We start from the raw sequence: 22,674 nt of genomic DNA, 5'->3' as shown, positions 1-22,674 counted from the left end.
ATATTTAACTGTTCACAATAAACATGAGAGTGAATTAATCTACTTTACCTGTGACTAGAATTTTAGCGATGTGGATTGCCTAATAAAACTTTCAGTAAACCTTGGGTCGAGGCATCAAACTGCGCAATATCAGTTTGCTGACCATTGAGCACTGGCAATAACTGATTGGCGATTTCTTTGCCTTTTTCTACGCCCCATTGATCAAAGGGATTAATATTCCAAATCACAGACTGCACAAACACTTTATGCTCATAGAGCGCAATGAGCATACCAAGCGTTTTGGGATTTAACTCGTTGACCAATATTGTCGTGCTGGGCTGATTTCCCTCATATTTTTTATATTCAGGCAGATCTTCCACCTCATTGGCACATAGTGCTTGATTACCAAAAGCCAACAACCTTGATTGTGCCAAACAATTGGACAATGCCAAATGATGCTGCTCAATTAATGCTTCGGCATTTTCCACATACGTAAACTGTTTGGCATTATAACGTTGTACTGGCGCGATAAAATCACAACTTACCGCATGGGTCCCTTGATGCAATAACTGATAAAACGCATGCTGCGCATTTGGACCGACTTCCCCCCAAACAATCGGGCACGTCGCAGACTCAACTTTTTGATGATCACGTTGTAGAGATTTACCGTTGGATTCCATTTCAAGCTGCTGTAAATACGCAGCAAAATACTTCAAGCGACCATCATAAGGCAAAACTGCATGAGTCTGCATATTCAGATAGTTAGTATTCCATACCCCCAACAAGCCCATCAGTACAGGAATATTTTGCTCAAACGGTGCATTTTGAAAATGCTGATCCACCAAATGTGCACCCGAAAGTAAGGCTTTAAATCCTTCTACTCCAATTTGTAAAGCGATAGGTAATCCTATACAAGACCACAGAGAATAACGTCCTCCTACCCAGTCCCATAACAAGAACTGGTGATCAGGATGGATTCCCCAAGCTGTCATTTTTTCAGGTTTAGTCGACACGCCAATAAAATGACTTTTTAGAACACAATCACGTTGCCCTAAACTATTCTCTAGCCATTGGCGCACGGTTTCAGCATTCGATAAGGTATCAATCGTTCCAAAAGATTTGGAAGAAATAATGAATAAAGTTGTTTCAGGTCGTAACTGATGCAGGAGCTCGGAAAGCTGGCTGCCATCCATGGTCGAAACAAAATGTACATTTAAGGGTTTCTCTGTTTGGACTTTAAAATCAGATAAGGCATGAGAAACCATCAAGGGACCTAAATCTGAGCCGCCTACCCCAATATTTACCACATCTTGAATGACCTCACCCGTCACGCCACGATATTGTCCTGCATGAATTTTCTCGACTAAATTAAACATTCGGTCTAATTGTCTATGGACTTGCTGCGATACTTCAGGAAAAACAGAGGAGTCTTGAGGCAAGCGCAAAGCCCAATGCATCGCTGCACGTTGCTCGGTGTAATTAATTGGCTCAAGGGAAAATAAGCGACTGATCCATGTTTTTAATTGTTTTGCATCTGCTAAGGAAAGTAATCCTTTGGTAACAGGTAAATTGACACGCTGCTTACTAAAATCAAAAAGCAAATCTTCACAACGCAAACTGAAGTTTTCAAAACGTTGTGCTTGTTCAGCAAAAAGCTGGTTCAAATGAACCGACTGCATTTGTTGTGCTAACTGCTGCAGTTTTTGCTCAGTAGAATGAAATGCCTGCTTAGGAAAATTTTCGATATTTTCTCTCATACTCGACCAACACCCCCATAGGCAAAGCCCTGCGCTTTGACATAGAGAGGATCATAAATATTACGTCCATCTAGAATAAGCGGATGACGCATCAATTGCTGTAGTTTTTTATAATCAGGACTAAAGTATTGTTTCCACGCGGTGATCACACATAAGGCATCCGCATCTTGAACTGCATCATAAGCATCTGTACACAAAATTAAATCTTCACGATGACCATACTGTTGATATATTTCCTGCAGCGCTTGTGGATCATGAAGTTTAACCCTTACACCTTGTGCCCAGAGTGCATTGAGCATGGCATGAATTGGAGAATTATGAATACTCGAGGTATTTTCTTTGAAGGATGCTCCCCAAATTGCAACAACTTTATTTTTTAAATCCGAATGGTAATAATTCCAGAGTTTACGAAATAAAATCTCTTTTTGCTGCTCATTAATATCCAAAACTTGCTGCAACAGACGGCTTTTCGCACCGCTTTTAGAGACTTCACTGGATAAGGTCAAAATATCATGCGAAAAATTTTCACCACCAAACCCCACCCCAGGCGATAAATACGTCGAGCCAATCCGCGAATCAGCACCCATCCCCTGTACCACATTGGTAATATCAATACCCAATTTTTCAGCTACTAGCGCAAGATCATTGATATAACTAATTCGAGTCGCCAACATTCCTGAGATACTCAACTTTGTAAATTCAGCATCAAGGATCGGCATAAACAAATATTGGTGAGTTTTATTAAATATGGGACGCAGCAACTCTTCAACCATTGTTCTCGCCGGCTCTTGCTCTACCCCAACAATAACCTGCTGTAAATGGAGTACACTATTAATCGCATTCCCTTCCTGAATCACATCAGGTAAATAGACCCAGTAATCTTGCGGTGAAATGTTACTCAGCTTGTTCGTCCCATTTAATCCAAAAGTTGCAGCATTAATCATCAACCTTGGATGAAGAATCGGTTTTAAAACCAATGTGTTAAGGAACTGAATCGCTAGCTCAATCTCTGTTGGGCTATAACAAAAGAAATAAACATCGACATCTAAAGGAAGTTCAACCGCAGAACAATAAAGAAGCTGTCCAAGTTTATGCTGTCGATTCAGTCGAGAATTTACATCTTCATCTAAATATTGAACTCGTTTCCGCGCGGAATGTTCATTATTGTGATGACTGCACCAATACACTTGATTGCCATATTCGGACAACAATACAGCCATGACACCTGCATTCAGTGTCGCTCCTAATATCGCAACTTTCATGATTCACCCACAATTCTTATTGTTATTCGATATTTAATTCGGCAATTAACTGCTTAAACTCATGCCCTAATTTAGGATGAGCAATGCCATAGTGTAAAACTGCCTTTAAATAGCCAAGCTTACTGCCACAATCAAAAGTTTCACCTTTCATACGATAAGCTTCAACTGAATCAGTACGCTGCAACATGGCAATTGCATCAGTCAACTGAATTTCATTTCCTGCGCCCTTAGGCGTTTGTTCCAATAACTGCATAATTTTGGCAGGTAGAATATAACGCCCCACAACAGATAAATTTGAAGGTGCTGTGCCTACAGCAGGTTTTTCTACAATACCCTGCATGATGATGCTTTGACCTTCTAAAGGTGAATTTGCAACATCTACTATGCCATATTGATCAACCAAATGCTCAGGAACGGCTTCAACCATAATTTGTGCCGCTTGCGCGATTTCATACCGCTGAATCATACAGGCAAGATCATTTTGGTCTGATTTAGCTTTCACCAATACATCTGGAAGTAGTACAGCGAAATCATCATTTCCAATTACACTTTTCGCACACAGCACTGCATGGCCTAGCCCCAATGGTTGTGGCTGGCGAACACTCACTACACTCACATGTGCAGGTAAAATTTCGGTAATTTCTTTCAAAAGATCAGTTTTATTTTTTTGTGCTAAGGTGGTTTCAAGTTCAAAATTTCGGTCAAAATAATTTTCAATAGATGCTTTTGAAGAATGTGTCACTAAAATAATTTGTTCAATTCCTGCTTGAACCGCCTCACGCACCACATATTCAATTGCTGGACGATCAACCACAGTCACCATTTCTTTAGGAATAGATTTACTTGCAGGTAAAAAACGCGTACCTAAACCGGCAACAGGTAATATGGCTTTTTTAATCATTTATAAGAATCACAGCACAATAGATGAAACGTTAGAAATTATACATCAACTTTTTCAGTATTTTTTGAAAATCGACTCGCACCAACAACTTGATTGGGTGCATTAATGCCCTCTTTCTTAAGCATGACTAAAACCGTTTTGAACATAATCTGTAAATCGAGACCTAGAGTATGTGTATCTACATATTCAATATCTAATTTAAATTTATCTTCCCAATCTAAATTATTGCGACCACTTACCTGAGCAAGCCCAGTCATTCCAGGACGAACCTCATGACGTCTCATTTGTTCAGGAGTATAGTGTTCAAGAAATTCTTTTAATTGCGGTCTAGGACCAACAATGCTCATATCCCCTTTGAGTACATTAATCAGTTGAGGCATTTCGTCCAATGTAGTAGAGCGCAATTTTTGACCAAAGGATGTGATTCGCTTTTCATCTGGCAAAAGGTTCCCATCTGCATCAAAGGCATCTTTCATTGAACGAAACTTAATCATCTTAAAGAGTTTACCATCTTTTCCTGGGCGCTCCTGACAGAAAAAAATAGGGGAACCCAAATTTTTACGCACTTTGTGAGCAACAATAAGGAAAATTGGAAAAAGAATCACTAATGCCGCCAATGATATTAGGATATCCAATAACCTTTTCATGTATATTACCTTTATGAAAAAAATATATTTTGAATTTTAATATTTAGATACTTATGCCAACACAATTATAATTGCATTTCACAAATCATATGTTGATTTACCTTGTCAACATCATATTTATCTAAAACGAGTTGCCTCGAATTATCACCCATTATACCAACCAAATTTTTATGATTGATAAAATGATACATCTTTTTCACTAAATCATCGACTGATTGCACATCTACTAAGAAACCGTTTTGACCATCAACAACCGTTTCCTTACATCCAGGAGCATTAGTTGTAAGGATAGCTCTGCCCATTGACATAGCCTCAAGAACAGATCTTGGCACCCCCTCGCGATAAGAGGGTAAAACAAAAATATTACTATCTGCTATCGCTGGACGAACATCAGACAACTTTCCCTTATAATTGATAATATTTGAGGAAATCATTTCATCTAACTCTAGCTTTGAAATTGCTGCTGGATTTTCATCGATCCATCCAACCAAATTAAATTCAACATCAGGAAAAGCCCTTTTAACAATTTTAGCTGCTGCAAAATATTCATAAACTCCCTTATCTTTAAGCAAACGTGCCACCATAAGGAAACTTATTTTATAGGTCATTACATCATTCGCATCCATATTTAATGGTGCCTGATAAAAATAATCGGTATTTACCCCTGATCCATTAACAATCAAACTTGGAGTTTTTTCACTTAAAATACCCATATATTTCAATAAATTAAGATCATCAGCATTTTGAAAGAAAACTTTTGTTGAACGCTTTAAAGCAAATTTATATAAGGTATTAATAATTTTTTTTACAACACTAGCGTTATTTACATGTTCCTGAAATGCAAATCCTAACCCACTCACCAAAGTAAATCGTTTTGATACCCCTGCCAAATATGCAGAAATTGTTCCATAAATTAGTGGCTTAATTGTATAACTCAGAACAACATTTGGTTTAATATGAACTAAATGTTGATAAATATCGCAAACTGTTTTTAAATCAGCGATAGGATTTGTACCCGCTCTTTGCAACCTAATTTCTTTTAAAATAAAGCCTTGTGTCTCTAGATATTCCTTCTCTGCTAAAAACAAATCAAAATCAGGCGCAAGCACATAAATCTCATATCCCTTTTTGGCAATTTCTAATAACAAATCTGTACGAAATTTTTGAACTGTAGTTAAATTATTAGAAATTAGAACAAATTTCATATATCAACCTTTTAAATTTTCAACATACCATGGCATAGCATTTTCTATACCTGCTGCAATTTCAAATTCTGGTTTATATCCTAATAATTTTTCAATCTTAGTAATATCCGCTTGTGAATGCATAACATCGCCAGCTCTAAAATCTCTATAAATTGGATTTTTTTCATAGCTAATACCATTTACTTTTAAAGTATTTTTCAATATCGCATACAGTGTATTCAAATCAGTGCGACCACCTACAGCAACATTGTATATCTGATTTTTTGCTTCTGAATTTACAGTTGTTGCAGCTAAAATATTTGCTTGAACTGCATTATCAATAAAATTAAAATCTCGACTCGTGGTTCCATCACCATTAATGAATAAATCTTCATTTAGAATCATCGAGTTCGTCCATTTTGGAATAACTGCTGCGTAGGCACCAGTAGGAGTCTGTCGCTTACCAAAAATATTAAAATATCTCAATCCTATGCTATTAAATCCATATACTCGGTAAAAAACACTTGCATATAATTCATTTACATACTTAGTCACAGCATAAGGAGAAAGTGGATTACCTATAATATCTTCTTGTTTAGGTAAATCAGGATGATCCCCATAAGTTGAACTGCTCGCAGCATAAGTAAAACTTTTAACTCCTGCGTCTTTAGCAGCAACCAACATATTTACAAAGCCACTGATATTTGCATGATTTGTTGCTATAGGGTCTTGAATAGACCTCGGCACAGAACCCAGTGCTGCTTCATGTAACACATAATCAACATTTTTACAGACCTGCTTACAAGTCTCTAAATTGCAAATATCTCCCTCTAAAAATGTGAAGTTGTTCCATTGGCTAATAGTTACAATGCTTTTTACCTCATCAAGATTAGACTGGAACCCTGTAGAAAAATTATCCAAACCAATAACTTTCTGATTTAGTAGTAATAATTTTTCTAAAAGATTCGAGCCAACAAAACCCGCTACCCCTGTAATAAGCCAAACTTTCGGATTACTTAATAATTCCTCACATATTTCATGATATTTTGACATTAATATTTACCTAAAGCACATTTAATTAAGAAGTATAAATTTTCAACCATTGGTCTACCATCGTATTCAAAGAATACTCCTTTAAAATACGTTGCCGATTGTAATAACCAATTTGAGTACGTTCAGCATCTGTTAACTGAGTGATTTCTAGCATTTTATCAGATAAAGCATTGGAGTCAGCCACTGGCACTAAAAAACGTTCATCTCCAAGCACTTCTTTGACTCCACCACAGTCCGTAGCTATAACAACTCGTTCAGTCGACATTGCCTCAGCAATCACAAGTCCAAAACCTTCCCAAGCAGATGACAATACAAACACGTCAGCTATATTTAATAAATCAGATACATTTTTACGAATACCGAGTAGAATGACGTTATTCTCTAATTTATATTCAATAATCAATGCTTCGATTTGAATTCTAAGTTCCCCATCACCAATAATAACTAATTTTGAACAGAGACTACTTTTTTGTAGATACAATGAAAATGCCCTAAGTAAATTAGGATAATCTTTTGCCTCATTGAAACGACCAATAGCTACAAAAACAAATTCCTGATCAGAAAAACCAAATTGTTGGCGTAATGTTGTTCTTATACTTTCATTTTTTTTAAATTTTTCAGTATCTATACCATTAGTAACTGTCATGGTATTTCTGCGCTTAAAAATTCTATTTTTTATAAAAAATTCAGTAGCTTCATCACTTACATTAGTATTTAAATCTGAGAACAAATCTGTAAATCTATATAAATAGGACCTCCAGATCCCACCAAAAGATTTACTATGAGCAGTACATATTAATTTTGGAAAATAGACAAATAAACGTAATAGTCGTGCGAGAATAATAGCATGAAACATATGTGCATGCACTATATCTGGCTTAAACTCCCTAATAACACTCTTAGCAAGGTTAAAAACTTTTATAATATCTTTAATTTTATTAAAATTTAAATTTACAATCTTAATATTTTTAGATTTAGGCTTTACTAAAATATCACCTCGTAAACATACAATTTTAATATCATATCCTTTTTCAACCAATCCATCCGTAAGATTAGAAAGAATATTTTCAGCTCCACCCATTCCAAGACTTGTTATAAAGAAAATTAACTTCATTAAAAATTCAACTCAAGCTTTGAAAAGAACTCATTAAAATTTAAATGATTATATAATAAAATATCATTATACGCACCATTAAAATACAAAAAACCGTAAATCATAGATAAAGATAACAACAACCAAAAATATGCTTTAGAAAATTTAGAGACACACAGAATCACAAAAAACGGGAAAAAAGTATTAAACAACCTTCCAGAAAGTGGACTAATAAAATAACCAGTTAAAAATAAAATTATACCAACCATAACAAATAAATAAATATCTTTATTACGTTCTTTTTTTAAAAAAAATAAAATAATAAAAACAATAAAAAACAATAAAAAACCCCCTCCCCCTTTGTCAGAAACAACATCTTGATAAACATCAAATTGACGCATTTTAAAAATTTGTGCCAATATTAAAAATGAAAACGAGACCCCAAGCATAACAAGAAAATTTATTATTAATTTTAACTCAAACCTCAATCCTCTAATAATAAAAAAATTAAGATAATATAATGCAGTAATTAAAAAGAAAACCGAATGAATAAAACAACACAAAAATGAAGTTGCTAATATTTTCCAGTGATCTTTAAAATATAAAAATGCTAACAAAAAAACACTTGTAGCCAGACTTTGCCTTAATGCCGTAAGCTGCGCCTGAAAAGCATAAGGCACAAACAAGATCAATAAAAAACCTAAAAAAAACATTAAAAAATTTTTACTTTTTTTGATCAAAATAAACATTAAAATAGCTGAATTAAAAAAAACAAAACAAATCGGAACACTATCAGCTGATACAAAATTACTTAATGATTTATTAATTAATAAGAAAAGAGGTTCATTAAAAAAAAGACCAGCACCTATTCTATCATTAATTATTAAATCATAATTAGATGCATAAAGAATGTAATTCTCTCTATCACGCAGAATAGAGTTAGGAATACTCATATATATATATATATATATGAGCGAAAAAAAACAAGATACTAATATATACAAAGCATTCTTTGACTGTACTTGTATATTATTCATCATAAGCTCTCATCATACATTCTAAATAAAAGTAACATTTATATAATCTCTTTCCACTGAGTTATAATATTTTCAATGTGATATTTTTCGACATTACTTTTGCATGCTTTTGTAGTCTCAATTTTCTCATACTCGGATAAACTCATTAGTTGAAATATTCTTTCAGAAAACTCTTTTGTATCAAATGGTTTAACTAAGAAACCAGTATTCTTAACTACTATTTCTTTAGGCCCTGTTTCAATATCGAAAGCGATAGTAGGGATACCAAAGGATTGAGCCTCTATTAAAACCATTCCAAAACCCTCAATTCTAGAAGGTAAACATAAAATTGAAGCTCTTTGATAATATTTTTCTATCTCATTCGTGGCAGGAATAAATGTAATACTCGATTGGATATTAAGATTTTGTACTTGTTGCTCTAAGTGATTTAACTCTATACCACTACCAACAATCATTAATTGCCAATTATCTCTATCTTCTAATTTCGCCCAAGACTCAAGTAACAGATCAAAACCTTTTTCGCACACCAATCTTCCAACTGCAAGAACAATCTTAGAGTCATGATCATTTTTCATAGAACTATTTGCAAATGGTAGTGGGTTTGCAATTGTAACTATTCTATCCAGTAATCCCGAATACTTATTGTTCCACAATATGTTATCAGAATTTGTTAAAACTACTATTTTATTACAAAATAGTGTAGATATTTTTCTACCAAAATTTCTAAAAGTAGAGCCTAAATTGATATTAAAATTAAAATGTTCCCAGCAAATATGTTTAATTTCTAATCCAAACAATGCAGGCACAGTAAATACGCAGGAAATGCTATCAACAACTACTAAGGTATCAATTTTATGATTAATTACATACTGCCTAATTCTCCAAATACAAGAAATGATCATATATTTCATTGATTTTTTTTCTTTAAAAACTGAGCATAATGAAATTTTAGAATCTAATGAAAATGCTGGTTGCATACCTCCACTTAGACTTAAGATACTAACTTCGTATTCATCTTCTTTGCACAACCGGTTTGCAATAAGGCTCGTTACTCTCTCAGTTCCACCTGTGAGGTTGATATTTCCTATTAAAAAGCAGATCTTTTTCATTTAAATTAATCCTTACCTATTAATTTGGTAAATATCAAAAAAAACAAACCAAATTTATAAAATAGAATATTCCCACGCTTTTCTAAATAATATTCATCAATATATTTTTTATCTAATTTATAATATTTATATTCTCTCAAAGCTACTTTTAAACCTTTATGTTTCAATAAAAAACTAAAATATCCTTGTGTCAGGGACACAATGCTTGAGCTATATAATTTGTTATTTTTTACTTTATCCCTATATAGTTCAATAACATAATTAAAACTAATAATGTGTTTTTCGATGTTTTTACTTGACATATTCATTAAACTACCAGATGTATTATATCTATAACCATATAATACATCTGGCAAAAAATTGATATTCTTTGCTTTTAAAAACAACGTAGGAATTAGTGCTGCATCTTCATAATAAATACCTGCAGGGAAAATATCTTCAGACGAAAACAATGCTTTTTTATAGATATTTAACCACGGAAACCACGCGCTTTGGTTAAAAACGTGCTTTTGAATTTCCGAAGTATTTTCCATATAACCATGAATTTTAGCACCCACATGAAAGGTTTCTTTATGATTGTTTTTGGTGGAAAATCTGAAGCTTTTAAATTGAATTATATCTGGTTGATGTTTCAAGATATTATTAATAAGAACTGAGAAATAAGTAGGTTCTAAGACATCATCAGAATCAAGAAAAGCAATATATTGACCTGTTGCTATGTTTATTGCATTATTCCTAGCAACACTTTGCCCTTGATTCTTCTGCTGTAAAGTCTTAACTTGCCTCTGAGAAGCCAAAGGAAGAGCTTGAATCAAGTTTTCTGCAATTTCCATTGATTTATCTGGTGTACCATCATTTACCAAAATAATCTCCACACCATCAACCAATTGATTAAATACACTATCCAAACAATCAGCAATATAGTTTTCTACATTATAAATAGGAATAATTAATGAAATTATTTCTTGCATACATTACCACCTAAAGCCTTCAAAAATACCTTGGGCATCATCATTTTTTTATAGAATAAATTAAATAAAATATTTGAAATTAATTCTGTAATTAATGCTGCATATGCAGCACCAATTACACCATACGCCCGAATAAAAAAATAAGATAATAATATATTTAATATACAGGTAAGAGTCATTTTTTTCGCTAAAAAACTATAGCCACCAAACTTCATAGTTAAGCGATAAAAATAAAATCCAATAATGGAAAATAAGTAAGAAAATAATAATATTTTAAATACAGCAATTGACTCTTGAAAAGATTCACCATACAACCAGATTACAATATATTCTGCTAAAAAATATAATAATGCAATTATTGTTAAAGTAATTAATAATAAATACCTTAAAATTAGACCAGAATTTATAATATATTCTTCATCATTTTTTGCTTTATAAACTAAAGATAAGAATGAAATGACTATTGTCGTTGGGACAAAATACCATGCTCCAGCCAACATGTTTGCTACGGCATAAATCCCAACATCATGACTTCCGCTCAATGCAGCCAGAAAAAAATTTGCAGACTGTAAATAAATATTTACTGATAACATAGATATGACTAAAGGCACTCCTACATTAAAAAAATAAATACGATATTTTTTTAAATGTCTAGCATTATAACTATATACTTTATTCAAAATTTCTTTTTTGTAATCAATATACAATCTTATTAGATATGGAACGAGCGTAACAAAAATTATAGGTACACATAACCATTTTATATCTAATTTATAATATACAATTTCGTAACGAAGAATCAAACTCAAAAGCAACCCTATTGTATTTGCCAATACATTTAATTTTGACATTAAGATTGCATTAAAATGTATGCTTCTAATATCAATAGCTGAAAAATAATTAGCTATAGCCGTAGCAATAAAAAAAATAAAGTAGTTAAACTCAATTTTTACAGAGAAGCAAACTAAAACTAGTATAGACAGAGGAAAATATATACAGGAAATAATATTAACTAGATTTTTCAATAAATTATTATTGTTTTTTTGATTTTTACTTATAGTTTTAAAATAGACTTGATCAAGTCCTAATCGTGCAATGACATTCACAATTGCAAATACAGAAGCAGCTAAAGCCAAATATCCATAAATATCTGGTCCAAGATACTTCGCCACAGCTGATACTACAAAAATGAGACCGAAAAAGGATATTCCTTTTTCGAGAATCATCCACATTGCATTTTGTATTCTAGAATTTCGAAAAAGATTAAGAAAAAAACTTTTCATTAAATCACAATCTAATATCGGATTCCGACTGATTAAGTACATACTTTAAGTCGTATAGAACATGTACATTTTTACCTAATTTTCGAATTCCAGCCTCACCCATTTGTTTAAATTGGTCATGCGCTACAGCTAAAATCATAGCATCATAACTAGCCTCGCTTAATGTTGAGACTGGAGTAATACCATATTCACACTTAGCTTCCTCAGAAGAAATCCAAGGATCATAAACATCAACAGAAATATTATATTCTTGTAATTCTTTAATAATATCAACAATTTTTGTATTACGAATATCAGGACAATTCTCTTTAAAACTCAGCCCTAAAAGCAGCACTCTTGCACCTTCAACCTGAATTTTTTGTTTAACCATCTTTTTAACAAGTTGGGTAACAACATAGGCACTCATACTATCATTCAACCGTCGACCAGCCAAAATAATTTCAGGGTGATAACCAATTGACTGAGCCTTATGTGTTAAATAATAAGGATCAACCCCAATACAGTGCCCCCCCACTAAGCCTGGACGGAATGGCAAAAAATTCCATTTTGTTCCTGCTGCTTTGAGTACCTCTTCTGTGTCAATTCCCATTTTATTAAAAATAACTGTAAGCTCATTAATCAAGGCAATATTTACATCACGCTGAGTATTCTCAATCACTTTTGCAGCTTCAGCTACTTTAATACTGGATGCCTTATGCGTTCCAGCTTCAATCACCAAGTTATAAACACGATCAACAAATTCAGCAATTTCTGGTGTTGATCCTGAGGTAATTTTTAAGATATTGGTCACACGGTGTAATTTATCACCTGGATTAATACGTTCTGGGCTATAACCAGCAAAAAAGTCTTGATTATACTTCAAACCAGAAACTTGTTCTAAGGTTGGGATACAAACCTCTTCCGTAGCACCAGGATACACTGTTGATTCATAGACAACGATATCACCTTTTTTAAGTATCGCACCAATACTGGTCGAAGCTTTGATTAATGGGGTAAGATCAGGCTGTTTATATTCATCAATCGGTGTCGGAACAGTAACAATAATAAAATTACATTCTTTTAAATCATCCAAATTTGAAGAAAAGCTTAGTTTTTTTGCAAGAGCCAACTCTTCTACCGAAACTTCTAAAGTGTGATCTTGACCACTTTGTAATTCTTCAATTCGCTTTTGATTAATATCGAATCCAATAACAGGAACTTTTTTTCCAAACTCTACTGCCAATGGCAAACCCACATAACCTAAACCAATGATTGCTATTTTTAAATCAGAAAGCTGCAACATCTGTCTGCCTTGCCATGCTTGTTAATATACGTATGATGTGTCTTTAGAGACAGATGCACTATACCAGAAAATACTAATACCGATCATGCAAATCTTTACAAACAGATTATACAATTTGTTATAGTTAACCAATTTTAAATTAGATACACTTAATCTGATCAAAAGATTGAAATATTTTTATAATAGGGTTCAGAGTGAAATTTCTACAATATATTGGCCTTTTGGGGTTCACACTCAGCACTGTCGGTTGTGCTTTAGCGCCCGGCCTACAAACATATGATTTACCTGAACAGGGAGTCTATCAAACTGAGCTAGGAAGCTCCGTGAATGTAGTACAGTTAAATCAAAATACACTCCGTCACTTGCAACAAGACCAAAATACTGATATTCAAGATATTTCTAGTTTATTTCGTCACTCTCAACTCAACTATAAACTCAATCCAGGTGATATTTTATCAATCTATTTATGGGCTTATCCTGAAATTACGCCACCTATAAGCAATGCCAATAATGATCAATCTATTCAAGCGAATGGTTTCCAAATTGATCAAAGCGGCTATATTCAATTTCCAATTATTGGACGGTATAAGGCTGCAGGAAAGTCACTTCCTCAAGTGAACCAAGAGCTTCGTAGCCAACTGTCACGCTATTTAAAGACACCTGATGTCATTGCCCGCGTCTTGTCTTATCAAGGCCAACGCTATTCTGTGCAGGGAAATGTGATGAAAGGGGGGCAATTCTTCCTGAGTGATCAACCAGTGAGTGTTTATACAGCTTTAGGCTTGGCAGGAGGCGTCAATACTCAATATGGTGATAACACATCCATTACCCTAGTTCGTCAAGGTCGTACCTATCAGTTAAATAGCATTGATTTAGAAAAAGCAGGTTATTCGCTGCACAACCTATTAATTCAACCTAATGATACTTTATATGTAAATTCTAAAGAAAATCAAAAAATTTATGTGATGGGCGAGTCAGGCAAGAACCAATCTTTGTTCATGCGTGATCAAGGTATGACGTTGAGTGATGTATTGGGTGAAAGTTTAGGTTTAAACCCAAATACCGCCAGTGCAAGCCGTATATATGTCTTACGCAGCGATGCAAAAACCCATCAGACCGAACTTTATCATATGAGCTTGCTTAGTTTGGGTGATTTTGGTTTAGCCAATCAATTTAAAATGCGTAGCAATGATATTGTGTATGTTGACTCAACTGGACTGACACGTTGGCAACGTATTGTGACGCAAATACTGCCTTTCTCTAATGCTTTATATAATATTGATCGGTTGGGGAACTAATGCAAATTCAAAATATTCTCGTGGTCTGTATTGGAAATATTTGTCGTAGTCCAATGGCTGAGTATTTTTTAAAACAGGAATTTCCTCAACTTCATGTTGAATCAGCTGGAATCTCTGGTTTAATTGGTCATAATGCCGATGATAAAGCGATTTTATGTATGCAAAGACATGGCATTGATATGCGGGCACATGTTGCTAAAAAATTAAATGCAGAGTTAATAAAAAAATCCGACTTAATTTTAGTCATGAGCCAAAATCAGCAAAAACATATTGAACAAACTTGGCCGTTTTCCAAAGGAAAAACCTTTCGACTTGGCCATTGGCAAGGAAAAAATGTCTCAGATCCTTACCAGCACGAGCAAGCCGTTTTTGATGATACCTGTCAGCTTATACAAAACTGTATAAGTGACTGGAAGAAACATATTTAACCCATTGATAGCAAAATTATGAGCCAAAATACCAATACAGAAGATACAATTGATTTAAAAGAGCTGTTCTTTTCGCTAATTGCTCAATGGAAACTGATCGCATTATGTATCATCCTTAGTCTTGTATGTGCTCTGCTTTATTTAAGAACAACACAAGATATTTATGCAGTTGATGCGCTCATTCAGGTTGAAGATAGCAAGGGCGCTGGTACCGCAGCTTTACTGGGTGATTTATCGTCAATGGTTGACCAGAAATCACCAGCCCAAGCAGAAATTGAGATCCTGAGATCGCGTTTGGTTCTTGGACAGGTTATCCAGCAATTACATCTGGATTTTAACATTTCATCTACGGACGATACGGTCCTTCATCGTTTACTGAATCAAGATACCTTCCAAACAGAGTATCAACCTCAATCAGTAACTTTTCACAATAATGAACAATCTTTTCAGATCCGTAAGTTTAATATCCCTGCTAAATATTTAGATCAACCACTACTTTTAAGTTTTGAGAATAAGCAATTTACCCTTACAGATCAAAAAACAGATGAAGTTATTTTTAAAGGGACCTTGAACCAGAGCAACTCCGTTTTAGGTAGTTGGAATATTGCTATATTCAGCCGTGACGCATTAAATTCAAGTTATAATGTTCAAAAAATGTCTTTACCTGCTGCAGTAAATTCAATACTTGACAATTATTCTGTAGCAGAAAGAGGTAAACTCACAGGTGTACTTGGGCTGAATTACCAGGGGTCGGACAAAGAACATATTACTAAAGTTCTAAATTCCATTTTAGCTGCCTATAGTAAGCAGAATATTGAACGTCGTTCTGCAGAAACAGCTCAGACTTTAAAATTCCTTGATGAACAACTTCCAGAGCTTAAACAGCAGCTTGATGTAGCTGAACGCGAGTTCAATAAATTCCGTGAACAGTACAATACGGTAGATGTCACCAAAGAATCTGAACTCTATCTGACCCAAAGTATTAATCTTGAAACACAGAAAATTGCATTAGAGCAAAAACAAGCTGAACTTTCAGAAAAATACACTGCTGAACATCCAGCAATGCAACAAATTGATGCGCAAATTGCTGCAATTAACAGTAAAATTAAAGAATTGAATGTAACCCTTAAACAATTACCTGACTTACAACGTCGCTATTTACAGTTATATCGTGAAGTTGAGGTTAAACAACAGCTTTACACAACACTATTAAATTCTTATCAACAGTTACGTATTGCCAAAGCGGGTGAAATTGGTAATGTACGTATTGTTGATACCGCTGTGTTGCCAATTGAACCGATTAAACCTAAAAAGTTATTGGTACTGCTATTATCGATTTTTGTCGGTGGCTTTATTGGTGTCCTTGCGGCATTAATGCGAAATATGATGCGTACAGGGATTAAAGACTCCGCTCAAATTGAAACTGAACTTGATCTTCCTGTTTATGCGACAGTTCCTCGTTCGCCTGTGCAAGAAAGCCGTATCAACATTCTCAAGAAGAAGAAACACATCCCTATTCTTGCCGTCAAAAATAGTGATGATATTGCGATTGAAAGTTTACGTAGTATGCGTACCGCCATTCATTTTGCACTAAATAATGCGCGGAATAATGTCATCATGATTTCTGGACCAGCACCAGAGCTCGGTAAATCTTTTGTTTCGACTAACCTTGCTGTGATTATGGCGCAAAGCAATAAGCGTGTACTCTTAATCGATGCTGACTTACGACGTGGGTATTTACATAAGTATTTCCATCAGGATAATCAAGCTGGACTGACAGAATATCTGAATGGTCAACAACCACTCGATAAAATTGTTAAAACGACTGAAGTTGAAAATTTATCGGTGATTACTCGAGGTAAAAGTCCAGCAAATCCATCCGAGTTACTCAGTACTGATCGCTTTAAAGACCTACTTGAACAGCTTTCTACTCAGTTCGATCATATTATTGTGGATACTCCACCAATTCTAGCAGTTACTGATGGTATTATCATTTCACAAAATGCAGGCGTTAACCTTGTCATTGCACGCTATGGCAAGACACAAATTAAGGAACTTGAGTTGGTAGTCAATCGCTTTGAACAAGCGAGCGTTAAAGTAACGGGTATTATTCTTAATGATATTCAACGTACGGCAGGCTCAAGTTATGGTTATAACTATGCTTATGCCTACAAAAACACAACTGACGATTAATTTGTACTAATTTTTCTTATAAAAGGACTGGCTTCGTGCTGGTCTTTTTATTGTATAAAAAATGTTTTAGCTATTCAGTCCGTTATAGCTTCTTCAGCCATACAGGCATATATTGATGCATGAATATATGATCTGTATAAAAGACCATCTCACAGTCTTAAATTTTGCTAAAATTATGGCAAATTTTAATGAATATAATGAATTTTGGAAAACCCTATGAGTAAAGCCTTACCCATCGCTGTTGCTGTAATTTTAGGCGGTGCTGCACTTGTTCCAGTTTACTATGCAACTCAACATCCTGAAGCTGTAACCTCAAAAGCTTCAAAAAATGCATCAGCGGTTGAAAAAATTAGCTATGCTTTAGGTTATGAAGTTGCACATCAAACACCGCCTGAACTCGACATTAACAGCTTTGTCACAGGCGTCCGTGAAGGGCACGCGCGTACCCAACCCGCATATACAGAAGAAGAATTACAACAAGCTTACCAGCAGTTCCAGCAAGAAATGCAGAAAAAACAAGCGGATCAAGCTCAACAAACACAAACAGCCAGTGATAGCTTCCTGACTGAAAATGCCAAGAAACCTGGTGTCAAAACGACCGCTTCTGGCTTGCAATACCTCATTACCCAAGAAGGCACAGGTAAGCAGCCAGCAGCCAATTCCGTCGTGACGGTTCACTACACAGGCAAACTGGTCGATGGGAAAGTCTTCGATAGCTCGATTCAACGTGGCGAGCCCATTGAATTCCCACTAAATCAAGTGATTCCTGGCTGGACTGAAGGCTTGCAGCTCATGAAAGAAGGCGGTAAAGCAACCCTATTCATTCCTGCAAAACTTGGCTATGGCGAACAAGGTGTGCCTGGTACCATCCCGGCAAACAGCACCCTGATCTTTGATGTTGAACTCATCAAAGTGAAATAAGCATAAAAGGAGAGCTTGGCTCTCCTTTTTTCACTTTGCACAAGACCTCAATTGCACTAAGCTGTTAGAAATAAGACGTAAAGTCAGACGCATATATGCTTGTTCAACAGCTAAAAGAAATCAAGGACATGTTGTTCCAGCATAGCCATAAAAAATACGTTAGGAAGATTAATGAAAATACACATGACACTGGCATGTGCGCTCTTTTTAAGCGCAACTGCGTATGCCAAACCAATTACCAGCAAAAGTTCGAGCTCAGAACAGGTCGGTTATAGTTTTGGTTATTTAATGGGGCGCAGTAATGCTGACTCCTTGAAGGATTTAAACCTTGAGGCATTTATTCAAGGTCTTAGAGAAGCTGCGCAAGGTAAAGATGCGACACTGAGCGATGAAGAAATGGCGCGGGTCTTAACCCAATATAAAAAACAGGCTGAAGCGCAACAACTTATCGAGCTCAGAAAAAAAGCCGAAGAAAACAGTAAAATTGGTGCCGCTTTTCTGGCAGAGAATGCCACAAAAGCTGGCGTACAAAGCACTGCGTCGGGTCTGCAATATCAGGTCCTGAAAGCGGGTACAGGTAAAACGCCTAAAATCAGTTCCAAGGTCAAAGTAGACTATGAAGGACGCTTGATTGATGGTACCGTTTTTGACAGTTCCATTGCTCGTCAACACCCTGCCGAATTCCAAGTAAATCAAGTGATTCAAGGCTGGACGGAAGGCTTACAATTGATGAAAGAAGGGAGCAAATATCGCTTCTTTATCCCTGCAAATTTGGCTTATGGACAGATTGGTTCTGGCGACATTATTGAACCGAATAGTACCCTGATTTTTGATGTCGAATTATTAGCAGTACTGCCTTAATAATAATTCAGGGACTGATGCCGTATCAGTCCCTGACGTTTGACGCTGCGTATTCTGTGAATGCAAAATGCAGCACTAGGGCGTGCCTCTATCCAACATCATGGGCGAATATCGCGCGGTCTAAAACCTGTCAGGAGCAGTCCAAGTAAATACGCCAACACACCGACGATACATAAAGCCGCCACTTCTGCCACACGCATCCACTGCGAAACTGCACCATCATACCAAGTTAGACCGTATGCCAATGCTGCAATCATTACGACATTGGCAATCGCATATTGTAAAAACAGTTTGCGCCAATGCACACCAAAACGGAAAATTTTTCGTTTATGTAAATAGAAATACAGCATTCCCGCATTCACCAAAGCCGAGCCTGAAGATGCAAGTGCCAAAGCCATATGTTCGGCATGCCAATCAATCAGCTTAAAGAAACCAATAAATACCACGTTTAAAATCGCATTGGCTGCAACCGCCATTAGACCGACTCGCACAGGGGTTTTGGTATCTTGCTGCGCATAAAAGCCAGGGGCAAAGACTTTAATCAGCATAAATGAAATCACGCCCGCACTCATACACTGTAGGGCCAATGCCGTCATCTGGGTATCTTCGAGGGTAAATTCACCGCGCTGGAACAAGGCCTGAATAATCGGGGTCGACAGCATAAACAACGCAATACTCGCAGGCAGACCGACCAATACAATGACTTTTGCAGCCCAGTCCATCATGCCACGGAATTTATGTTGATCTTGCTCCGCATGGCGAGCCGACAAAGACGGCAAAATCACCGTGCCAATTGCTACACCAATCAATCCCAAAGGGAGTTCAGTCATGCGTTCGGCACTGTATAGCCAAGACACGGAGCCATCCTGCATAAAGGAAGCCCAAATGGTATTCAACAACAAGTTAATCTGCGTGACAGAAACACCAAATAAGGCTGGGAGCATCAATTTCATGATGCGGTCTACACCTTCGTGCTTAAAGTCCACTTTCGGCGGAATCAATAAATTTTTGCGCCACAGTTCTGGAATCTGGATCGCGAGCTGCAACACCCCTGCGGCCACCACGGACCAACCTAAGGCCATAATGGGCTGAGCCATATACGGGGTGAGCCACCATGCCCCCGCAATCATCGCGACATTCAATAATACTGGTGCAAAAGCAGGGGTAGAAAAGGAACCATAACTATTCAAGATACTGCTGGCAAAGGCTGTCAGTGACATGAACATCAAATATGGTATGGTGAGGCGGAACATGCTGACCGCGAGATCAAATTTCTCTGGGTCGGCGTGGAACCCTGGTGCATAGATATACAAAATGGCAGGTGCGGCGATCATGGCAATAAAGGTCAGCAAAGTCATGACCGTTAATAAGCCACCAAAGACCCGACTGATGAGAATCTGGACTTCTTCGTGCGCCTTACTGGTTTTATATTCAGTCAGGACAGGAATAAAAGCCTGCGAAAATGCCCCTTCGGCAAATAAACGCCGAAAAAAGTTCGGAATTCGGAATGCAACCACAAAGGTATCGAAATCCTTACCTGCACCAAACACATTCAGCAAGACGATATCGCGGACTAGCCCCAGCACCCGAGATAACATGGTCATTGCACTGACAATAAAGGTCGACCGCCAAAGCGCCATCGCATCCACCCAAATAAAAATTAAGTCGCTATTGTAATGAAACTGGTTTAAAAAAATCGTTGTTAAATGATTAAACTCAACGGAAATGTCTTTTTATTTTGCGTTCTTCATCTGCTGAAGCAACGTTCGGAATTTGACCCAGTCAAAGTATGGCCCCGGATCGGTTTTACGCCCGGGTGCAATATCGGAATGCCCCGCCACATGCTGCTGAATGGCTGGATAGGCGAGTTGCAAACTCAGCAACACCTGAGTAAGCACCTGATATTGTGTTTCTTCAAAAGCGCAATCATCACTGCCCTCTAGTTCAATCCCTATGGAATAGTCGTTACACTCAGGCTGTCCCAAATAGGAGGAACGTCCCGCATGCCAAGCCCGCTGCTCTAAGTTGACAAACTGCAGTACCTCTCCTGTCCGCAAGATGAGCAAATGTGCTGAAACCTTGAGTTCTTGAATGGTTTCAAAGTAGGGGTGTACGGTTGCATCGAGCTGGTTCTGGAAAAATTGCTGGATATAACCGCCCCCAAACTGCGACGGTGGCAAACTGATGTTGTGAATCACCACCAGTTCTATCTTCGCCCCCTCGGGTCGCAGGTTAAAATTAGGCGATGGAATTTGCGTCGCACCGATGAGTTGACCTTCGACAACCTGAAAAGAAGGAGTCTGCTGCATAATCCATTCCTATCCATCATGAGGATGTGTTTATCATGGCATCATGCTAAAACTTTCGCAGCAAAATCTCAAATCCGCAGAATAAACTACTCAGAACAACGCTATTTATATGCGAACAGTGTTAAGATAACGCGCAATTTTCATGGGTTAAAAAAGACACGGAAAGACTATGAGCATTTCTCCAGCGCTGCTTGAACAATCAATTCAAATCAACATTCAACAAGCACTCCAAGAAGATATTGGCGATGGGGATATTACGGCTTTATTAACCCCAGCAGATGAACAGGCCACTGCGACTATTATTAGCCGTGAAGAGATGATTCTAGCCGGTCAGCCTTGGGTCAATGCCCTCATTCAGGCGTTTGATGCTTCCGTCGAAGTCATCTGGTTAAAACAAGATGGTGAACTGGTACATGCCAATGAAGCCTTCTTAAAACTCGCGGGTTCTGCCCGTAGCCTATTGACCGTCGAACGTCCTGCATTGAATTTTATCCAGACTCTATCTGCCGTAGCGACTAAAACTGCGGATTATGTAAAACAGCTGGATGGTTTAAATACCAAACTGCTAGATACACGAAAAACCATCCCGGGTTTACGGATTGCACAAAAATATGCGGTTGCCGTAGGTGGTGGTCAAAATCACCGTTTAGGCCTGTTTGATGCCTTTTTAATTAAAGAAAATCATATTATAGCCGCAGGTGGTATTGCCGAAGCCATTGCCAAAGCCCATCAAATTGCACCAGGCAAGCCGGTGGAAGTGGAAGTGGAAACTTGGGATGAATTAAACCAAGCCCTTGAAGCCCAAGCGGATATTGTGATGCTGGATAATTTTAGCCAGCAACAAATGATTGATGCGGTCAAACATGTTGCGGGGCGTTGTAAGCTCGAAGCGTCTGGCAATATCACCATTGAAAATTTACGCCAAGTTGCCACCACGGGTGTAGATTATATTTCCATGGGTGTACTGACCAAGGACGTTAAAGCGATTGATTTATCGATGCGTTTTAATGGTTAATCATTGATTGCAATGGGTGATCACGAAAGAGTGTGATCACCCTCGCTCGAAGATCTGTAAAGTTGATTGAAAATTATCTTAAAGGTTTTAT

At 36.6% G+C, this 22,674-nt stretch carries 20 protein-coding genes; 6 read left to right on the top strand and 14 right to left on the bottom strand.

Translation table 11 applies throughout. The annotated features are described in order from the left end of the window. Window positions 1-62 precede the first annotated feature (62 nt). The 12 genes from pgi to tviB all read right to left on the bottom strand — a co-directional run bounded on the left by pgi (window position 63) and on the right by tviB (window position 13,558). Entirely contained in the window at window positions 63-1,736 is a 1,674-nt protein-coding gene (gene pgi, locus AC6CHI_RS14625) for a glucose-6-phosphate isomerase (RefSeq protein ID WP_498122149.1), read from the bottom strand. Then, window positions 1,733-2,998 carry a nucleotide sugar dehydrogenase gene (locus AC6CHI_RS14620; RefSeq protein ID WP_498122147.1) on the bottom strand — a complete coding sequence of 422 codons (1,266 nt, stop codon included), beginning with the start codon at window positions 2,996-2,998 and terminating at the stop codon, window positions 1,733-1,735. Before AC6CHI_RS14620 ends, pgi begins: the two co-directional genes overlap by 4 nt. Before the next feature lie 22 nt (window positions 2,999-3,020). Further along, window positions 3,021-3,899 carry a UTP--glucose-1-phosphate uridylyltransferase GalU gene (gene galU, locus AC6CHI_RS14615; protein WP_498122146.1) on the bottom strand — a complete coding sequence of 293 codons (879 nt, stop codon included), beginning with the start codon at window positions 3,897-3,899 and terminating at the stop codon, window positions 3,021-3,023. 38 nt (window positions 3,900-3,937) lie between these two features. Continuing rightward, the gene (locus AC6CHI_RS14610; RefSeq protein ID WP_498122145.1) at window positions 3,938-4,546 is read right to left on the bottom strand and encodes a sugar transferase; all 609 of its coding nucleotides are present in this window, start codon (window positions 4,544-4,546) and stop codon (window positions 3,938-3,940) included. A 65-nt stretch (window positions 4,547-4,611) separates the two neighbouring features. Continuing rightward, window positions 4,612-5,751, bottom strand: a complete 1,140-nt coding sequence (locus tag AC6CHI_RS14605; RefSeq protein ID WP_498122144.1) for a glycosyltransferase family 4 protein — start codon at window positions 5,749-5,751, stop codon at window positions 4,612-4,614. A 3-nt stretch (window positions 5,752-5,754) separates the two neighbouring features. Next, entirely contained in the window at window positions 5,755-6,783 is a 1,029-nt protein-coding gene (locus AC6CHI_RS14600; protein ID WP_498122143.1) for an NAD-dependent epimerase/dehydratase family protein, read from the bottom strand. Window positions 6,784-6,808: 25 nt separating this feature from the next. Further along, window positions 6,809-7,897 carry a glycosyltransferase gene (locus AC6CHI_RS14595; protein ID WP_498122142.1) on the bottom strand — a complete coding sequence of 363 codons (1,089 nt, stop codon included), beginning with the start codon at window positions 7,895-7,897 and terminating at the stop codon, window positions 6,809-6,811. Then, window positions 7,897-8,916 (bottom strand): EpsG family protein, encoded by a 1,020-nt coding sequence (locus AC6CHI_RS14590; RefSeq protein WP_498122141.1) that lies wholly within the window; start codon window positions 8,914-8,916, stop codon window positions 7,897-7,899. Before AC6CHI_RS14590 ends, AC6CHI_RS14595 begins: the two co-directional genes overlap by 1 nt. Before the next feature lie 35 nt (window positions 8,917-8,951). Continuing rightward, the gene (locus AC6CHI_RS14585; RefSeq protein ID WP_498122139.1) at window positions 8,952-10,022 is read right to left on the bottom strand and encodes a glycosyltransferase family 4 protein; all 1,071 of its coding nucleotides are present in this window, start codon (window positions 10,020-10,022) and stop codon (window positions 8,952-8,954) included. Between the two features lie 5 nt (window positions 10,023-10,027). Continuing rightward, the gene (locus AC6CHI_RS14580; protein WP_498122138.1) at window positions 10,028-10,993 is read right to left on the bottom strand and encodes a glycosyltransferase; all 966 of its coding nucleotides are present in this window, start codon (window positions 10,991-10,993) and stop codon (window positions 10,028-10,030) included. Further along, window positions 10,981-12,225 carry an oligosaccharide flippase family protein gene (locus AC6CHI_RS14575; protein WP_498122251.1) on the bottom strand — a complete coding sequence of 415 codons (1,245 nt, stop codon included), beginning with the start codon at window positions 12,223-12,225 and terminating at the stop codon, window positions 10,981-10,983. Before AC6CHI_RS14575 ends, AC6CHI_RS14580 begins: the two co-directional genes overlap by 13 nt. A 55-nt stretch (window positions 12,226-12,280) precedes the next feature. Beyond that, a complete protein-coding gene (gene tviB / locus AC6CHI_RS14570; protein ID WP_498122137.1) occupies window positions 12,281-13,558 on the bottom strand; it encodes a Vi polysaccharide biosynthesis UDP-N-acetylglucosamine C-6 dehydrogenase TviB in 1,278 nt (425 codons plus the stop codon). A 194-nt stretch (window positions 13,559-13,752) separates the two neighbouring features. On the opposite strand from tviB, the gene AC6CHI_RS14565 reads away from it, so the two are divergent. The 5 genes from AC6CHI_RS14565 (at window position 13,753) to bamJ (AC6CHI_RS14545) (ending at window position 19,259) form a co-directional block, all read left to right on the top strand. Further along, on the top strand, window positions 13,753-14,856 hold the full coding sequence (locus AC6CHI_RS14565; RefSeq protein ID WP_498122136.1) for a polysaccharide biosynthesis/export family protein: 1,104 nt from the start codon (window positions 13,753-13,755) through the stop codon (window positions 14,854-14,856). Next, window positions 14,856-15,284: a low molecular weight protein-tyrosine-phosphatase gene (locus tag AC6CHI_RS14560; RefSeq protein WP_498122135.1), complete on the top strand. Its 429-nt coding sequence runs from the start codon at window positions 14,856-14,858 to the stop codon at window positions 15,282-15,284. The genes AC6CHI_RS14565 and AC6CHI_RS14560 overlap by 1 nt, the downstream gene beginning before the upstream one ends. Before the next feature lie 18 nt (window positions 15,285-15,302). Further along, window positions 15,303-17,477, top strand: a complete 2,175-nt coding sequence (locus AC6CHI_RS14555) for a polysaccharide biosynthesis tyrosine autokinase (protein WP_498122134.1) — start codon at window positions 15,303-15,305, stop codon at window positions 17,475-17,477. Between the two features lie 216 nt (window positions 17,478-17,693). After that, window positions 17,694-18,398: a BamJ family beta-barrel-assembly machinery protein gene (gene bamJ / locus AC6CHI_RS14550; RefSeq protein ID WP_498122132.1), complete on the top strand. Its 705-nt coding sequence runs from the start codon at window positions 17,694-17,696 to the stop codon at window positions 18,396-18,398. 171 nt (window positions 18,399-18,569) lie between these two features. Then, complete coding sequence (gene bamJ / locus AC6CHI_RS14545) at window positions 18,570-19,259, top strand: BamJ family beta-barrel-assembly machinery protein (RefSeq protein ID WP_498122131.1); 690 nt, start codon at window positions 18,570-18,572, stop codon at window positions 19,257-19,259. 98 nt (window positions 19,260-19,357) lie between these two features. Here bamJ (AC6CHI_RS14545) and murJ read toward each other — a convergent pair whose 3' ends face one another. After that, complete coding sequence (gene murJ / locus AC6CHI_RS14540) at window positions 19,358-20,908, bottom strand: murein biosynthesis integral membrane protein MurJ (RefSeq protein WP_498122130.1); 1,551 nt, start codon at window positions 20,906-20,908, stop codon at window positions 19,358-19,360. A gap of 84 nt (window positions 20,909-20,992) precedes the next feature. Then, entirely contained in the window at window positions 20,993-21,568 is a 576-nt protein-coding gene (gene ampD / locus AC6CHI_RS14535) for a 1,6-anhydro-N-acetylmuramyl-L-alanine amidase AmpD (RefSeq protein ID WP_498122129.1), read from the bottom strand. Window positions 21,569-21,737: 169 nt separating this feature from the next. Between ampD and nadC the strand changes: the two genes are divergently transcribed. Further along, a complete protein-coding gene (nadC, locus tag AC6CHI_RS14530) occupies window positions 21,738-22,583 on the top strand; it encodes a carboxylating nicotinate-nucleotide diphosphorylase (protein WP_498122128.1) in 846 nt (281 codons plus the stop codon). The last annotated feature ends 91 nt before the right edge of the window (window positions 22,584-22,674 follow it).

The organism is Acinetobacter sp. GQ146, assembly GCF_059758585.1.
The sequence above is the reverse complement of the archived record's forward strand: the minus strand, read 5'-3'. Positions and strand labels throughout refer to the sequence as shown.

Bases quoted from the DNA above. Each gene is read 5' to 3' on its own strand.
- AC6CHI_RS14605 (WP_498122144.1), bottom strand. From the start codon at position 5,751: ATGAAATTTGTTCTAATTTCTAATAATTTAACTACAGTTCAAAAATTT.
- AC6CHI_RS14590 (WP_498122141.1), bottom strand. From the start codon at position 8,916: ATGATGAATAATATACAAGTACAGTCAAAGAATGCTTTGTATATATTA.
- AC6CHI_RS14575 (WP_498122251.1), bottom strand. From the start codon at position 12,225: ATGTGGATGATTCTCGAAAAAGGAATATCCTTTTTCGGTCTCATTTTT.
- AC6CHI_RS14555 (WP_498122134.1), top strand. From the start codon at position 15,303: ATGAGCCAAAATACCAATACAGAAGATACAATTGATTTAAAAGAGCTG.
- pgi (WP_498122149.1), bottom strand. From the start codon at position 1,736: ATGAGAGAAAATATCGAAAATTTTCCTAAGCAGGCATTTCATTCTACT.
- galU (WP_498122146.1), bottom strand. From the start codon at position 3,899: ATGATTAAAAAAGCCATATTACCTGTTGCCGGTTTAGGTACGCGTTTT.
- AC6CHI_RS14600 (WP_498122143.1), bottom strand. From the start codon at position 6,783: ATGTCAAAATATCATGAAATATGTGAGGAATTATTAAGTAATCCGAAA.
- AC6CHI_RS14620 (WP_498122147.1), bottom strand. From the start codon at position 2,998: ATGAAAGTTGCGATATTAGGAGCGACACTGAATGCAGGTGTCATGGCT.
- AC6CHI_RS14585 (WP_498122139.1), bottom strand. From the start codon at position 10,022: ATGAAAAAGATCTGCTTTTTAATAGGAAATATCAACCTCACAGGTGGA.
- AC6CHI_RS14595 (WP_498122142.1), bottom strand. From the start codon at position 7,897: ATGAAGTTAATTTTCTTTATAACAAGTCTTGGAATGGGTGGAGCTGAA.
- bamJ (WP_498122131.1), top strand. From the start codon at position 18,570: ATGAAAATACACATGACACTGGCATGTGCGCTCTTTTTAAGCGCAACT.
- AC6CHI_RS14610 (WP_498122145.1), bottom strand. From the start codon at position 4,546: ATGAAAAGGTTATTGGATATCCTAATATCATTGGCGGCATTAGTGATT.
- ampD (WP_498122129.1), bottom strand. From the start codon at position 21,568: ATGCAGCAGACTCCTTCTTTTCAGGTTGTCGAAGGTCAACTCATCGGT.
- AC6CHI_RS14580 (WP_498122138.1), bottom strand. From the start codon at position 10,993: ATGCAAGAAATAATTTCATTAATTATTCCTATTTATAATGTAGAAAAC.
- nadC (WP_498122128.1), top strand. From the start codon at position 21,738: ATGAGCATTTCTCCAGCGCTGCTTGAACAATCAATTCAAATCAACATT.
- AC6CHI_RS14560 (WP_498122135.1), top strand. From the start codon at position 14,856: ATGCAAATTCAAAATATTCTCGTGGTCTGTATTGGAAATATTTGTCGT.
- bamJ (WP_498122132.1), top strand. From the start codon at position 17,694: ATGAGTAAAGCCTTACCCATCGCTGTTGCTGTAATTTTAGGCGGTGCT.
- tviB (WP_498122137.1), bottom strand. From the start codon at position 13,558: ATGTTGCAGCTTTCTGATTTAAAAATAGCAATCATTGGTTTAGGTTAT.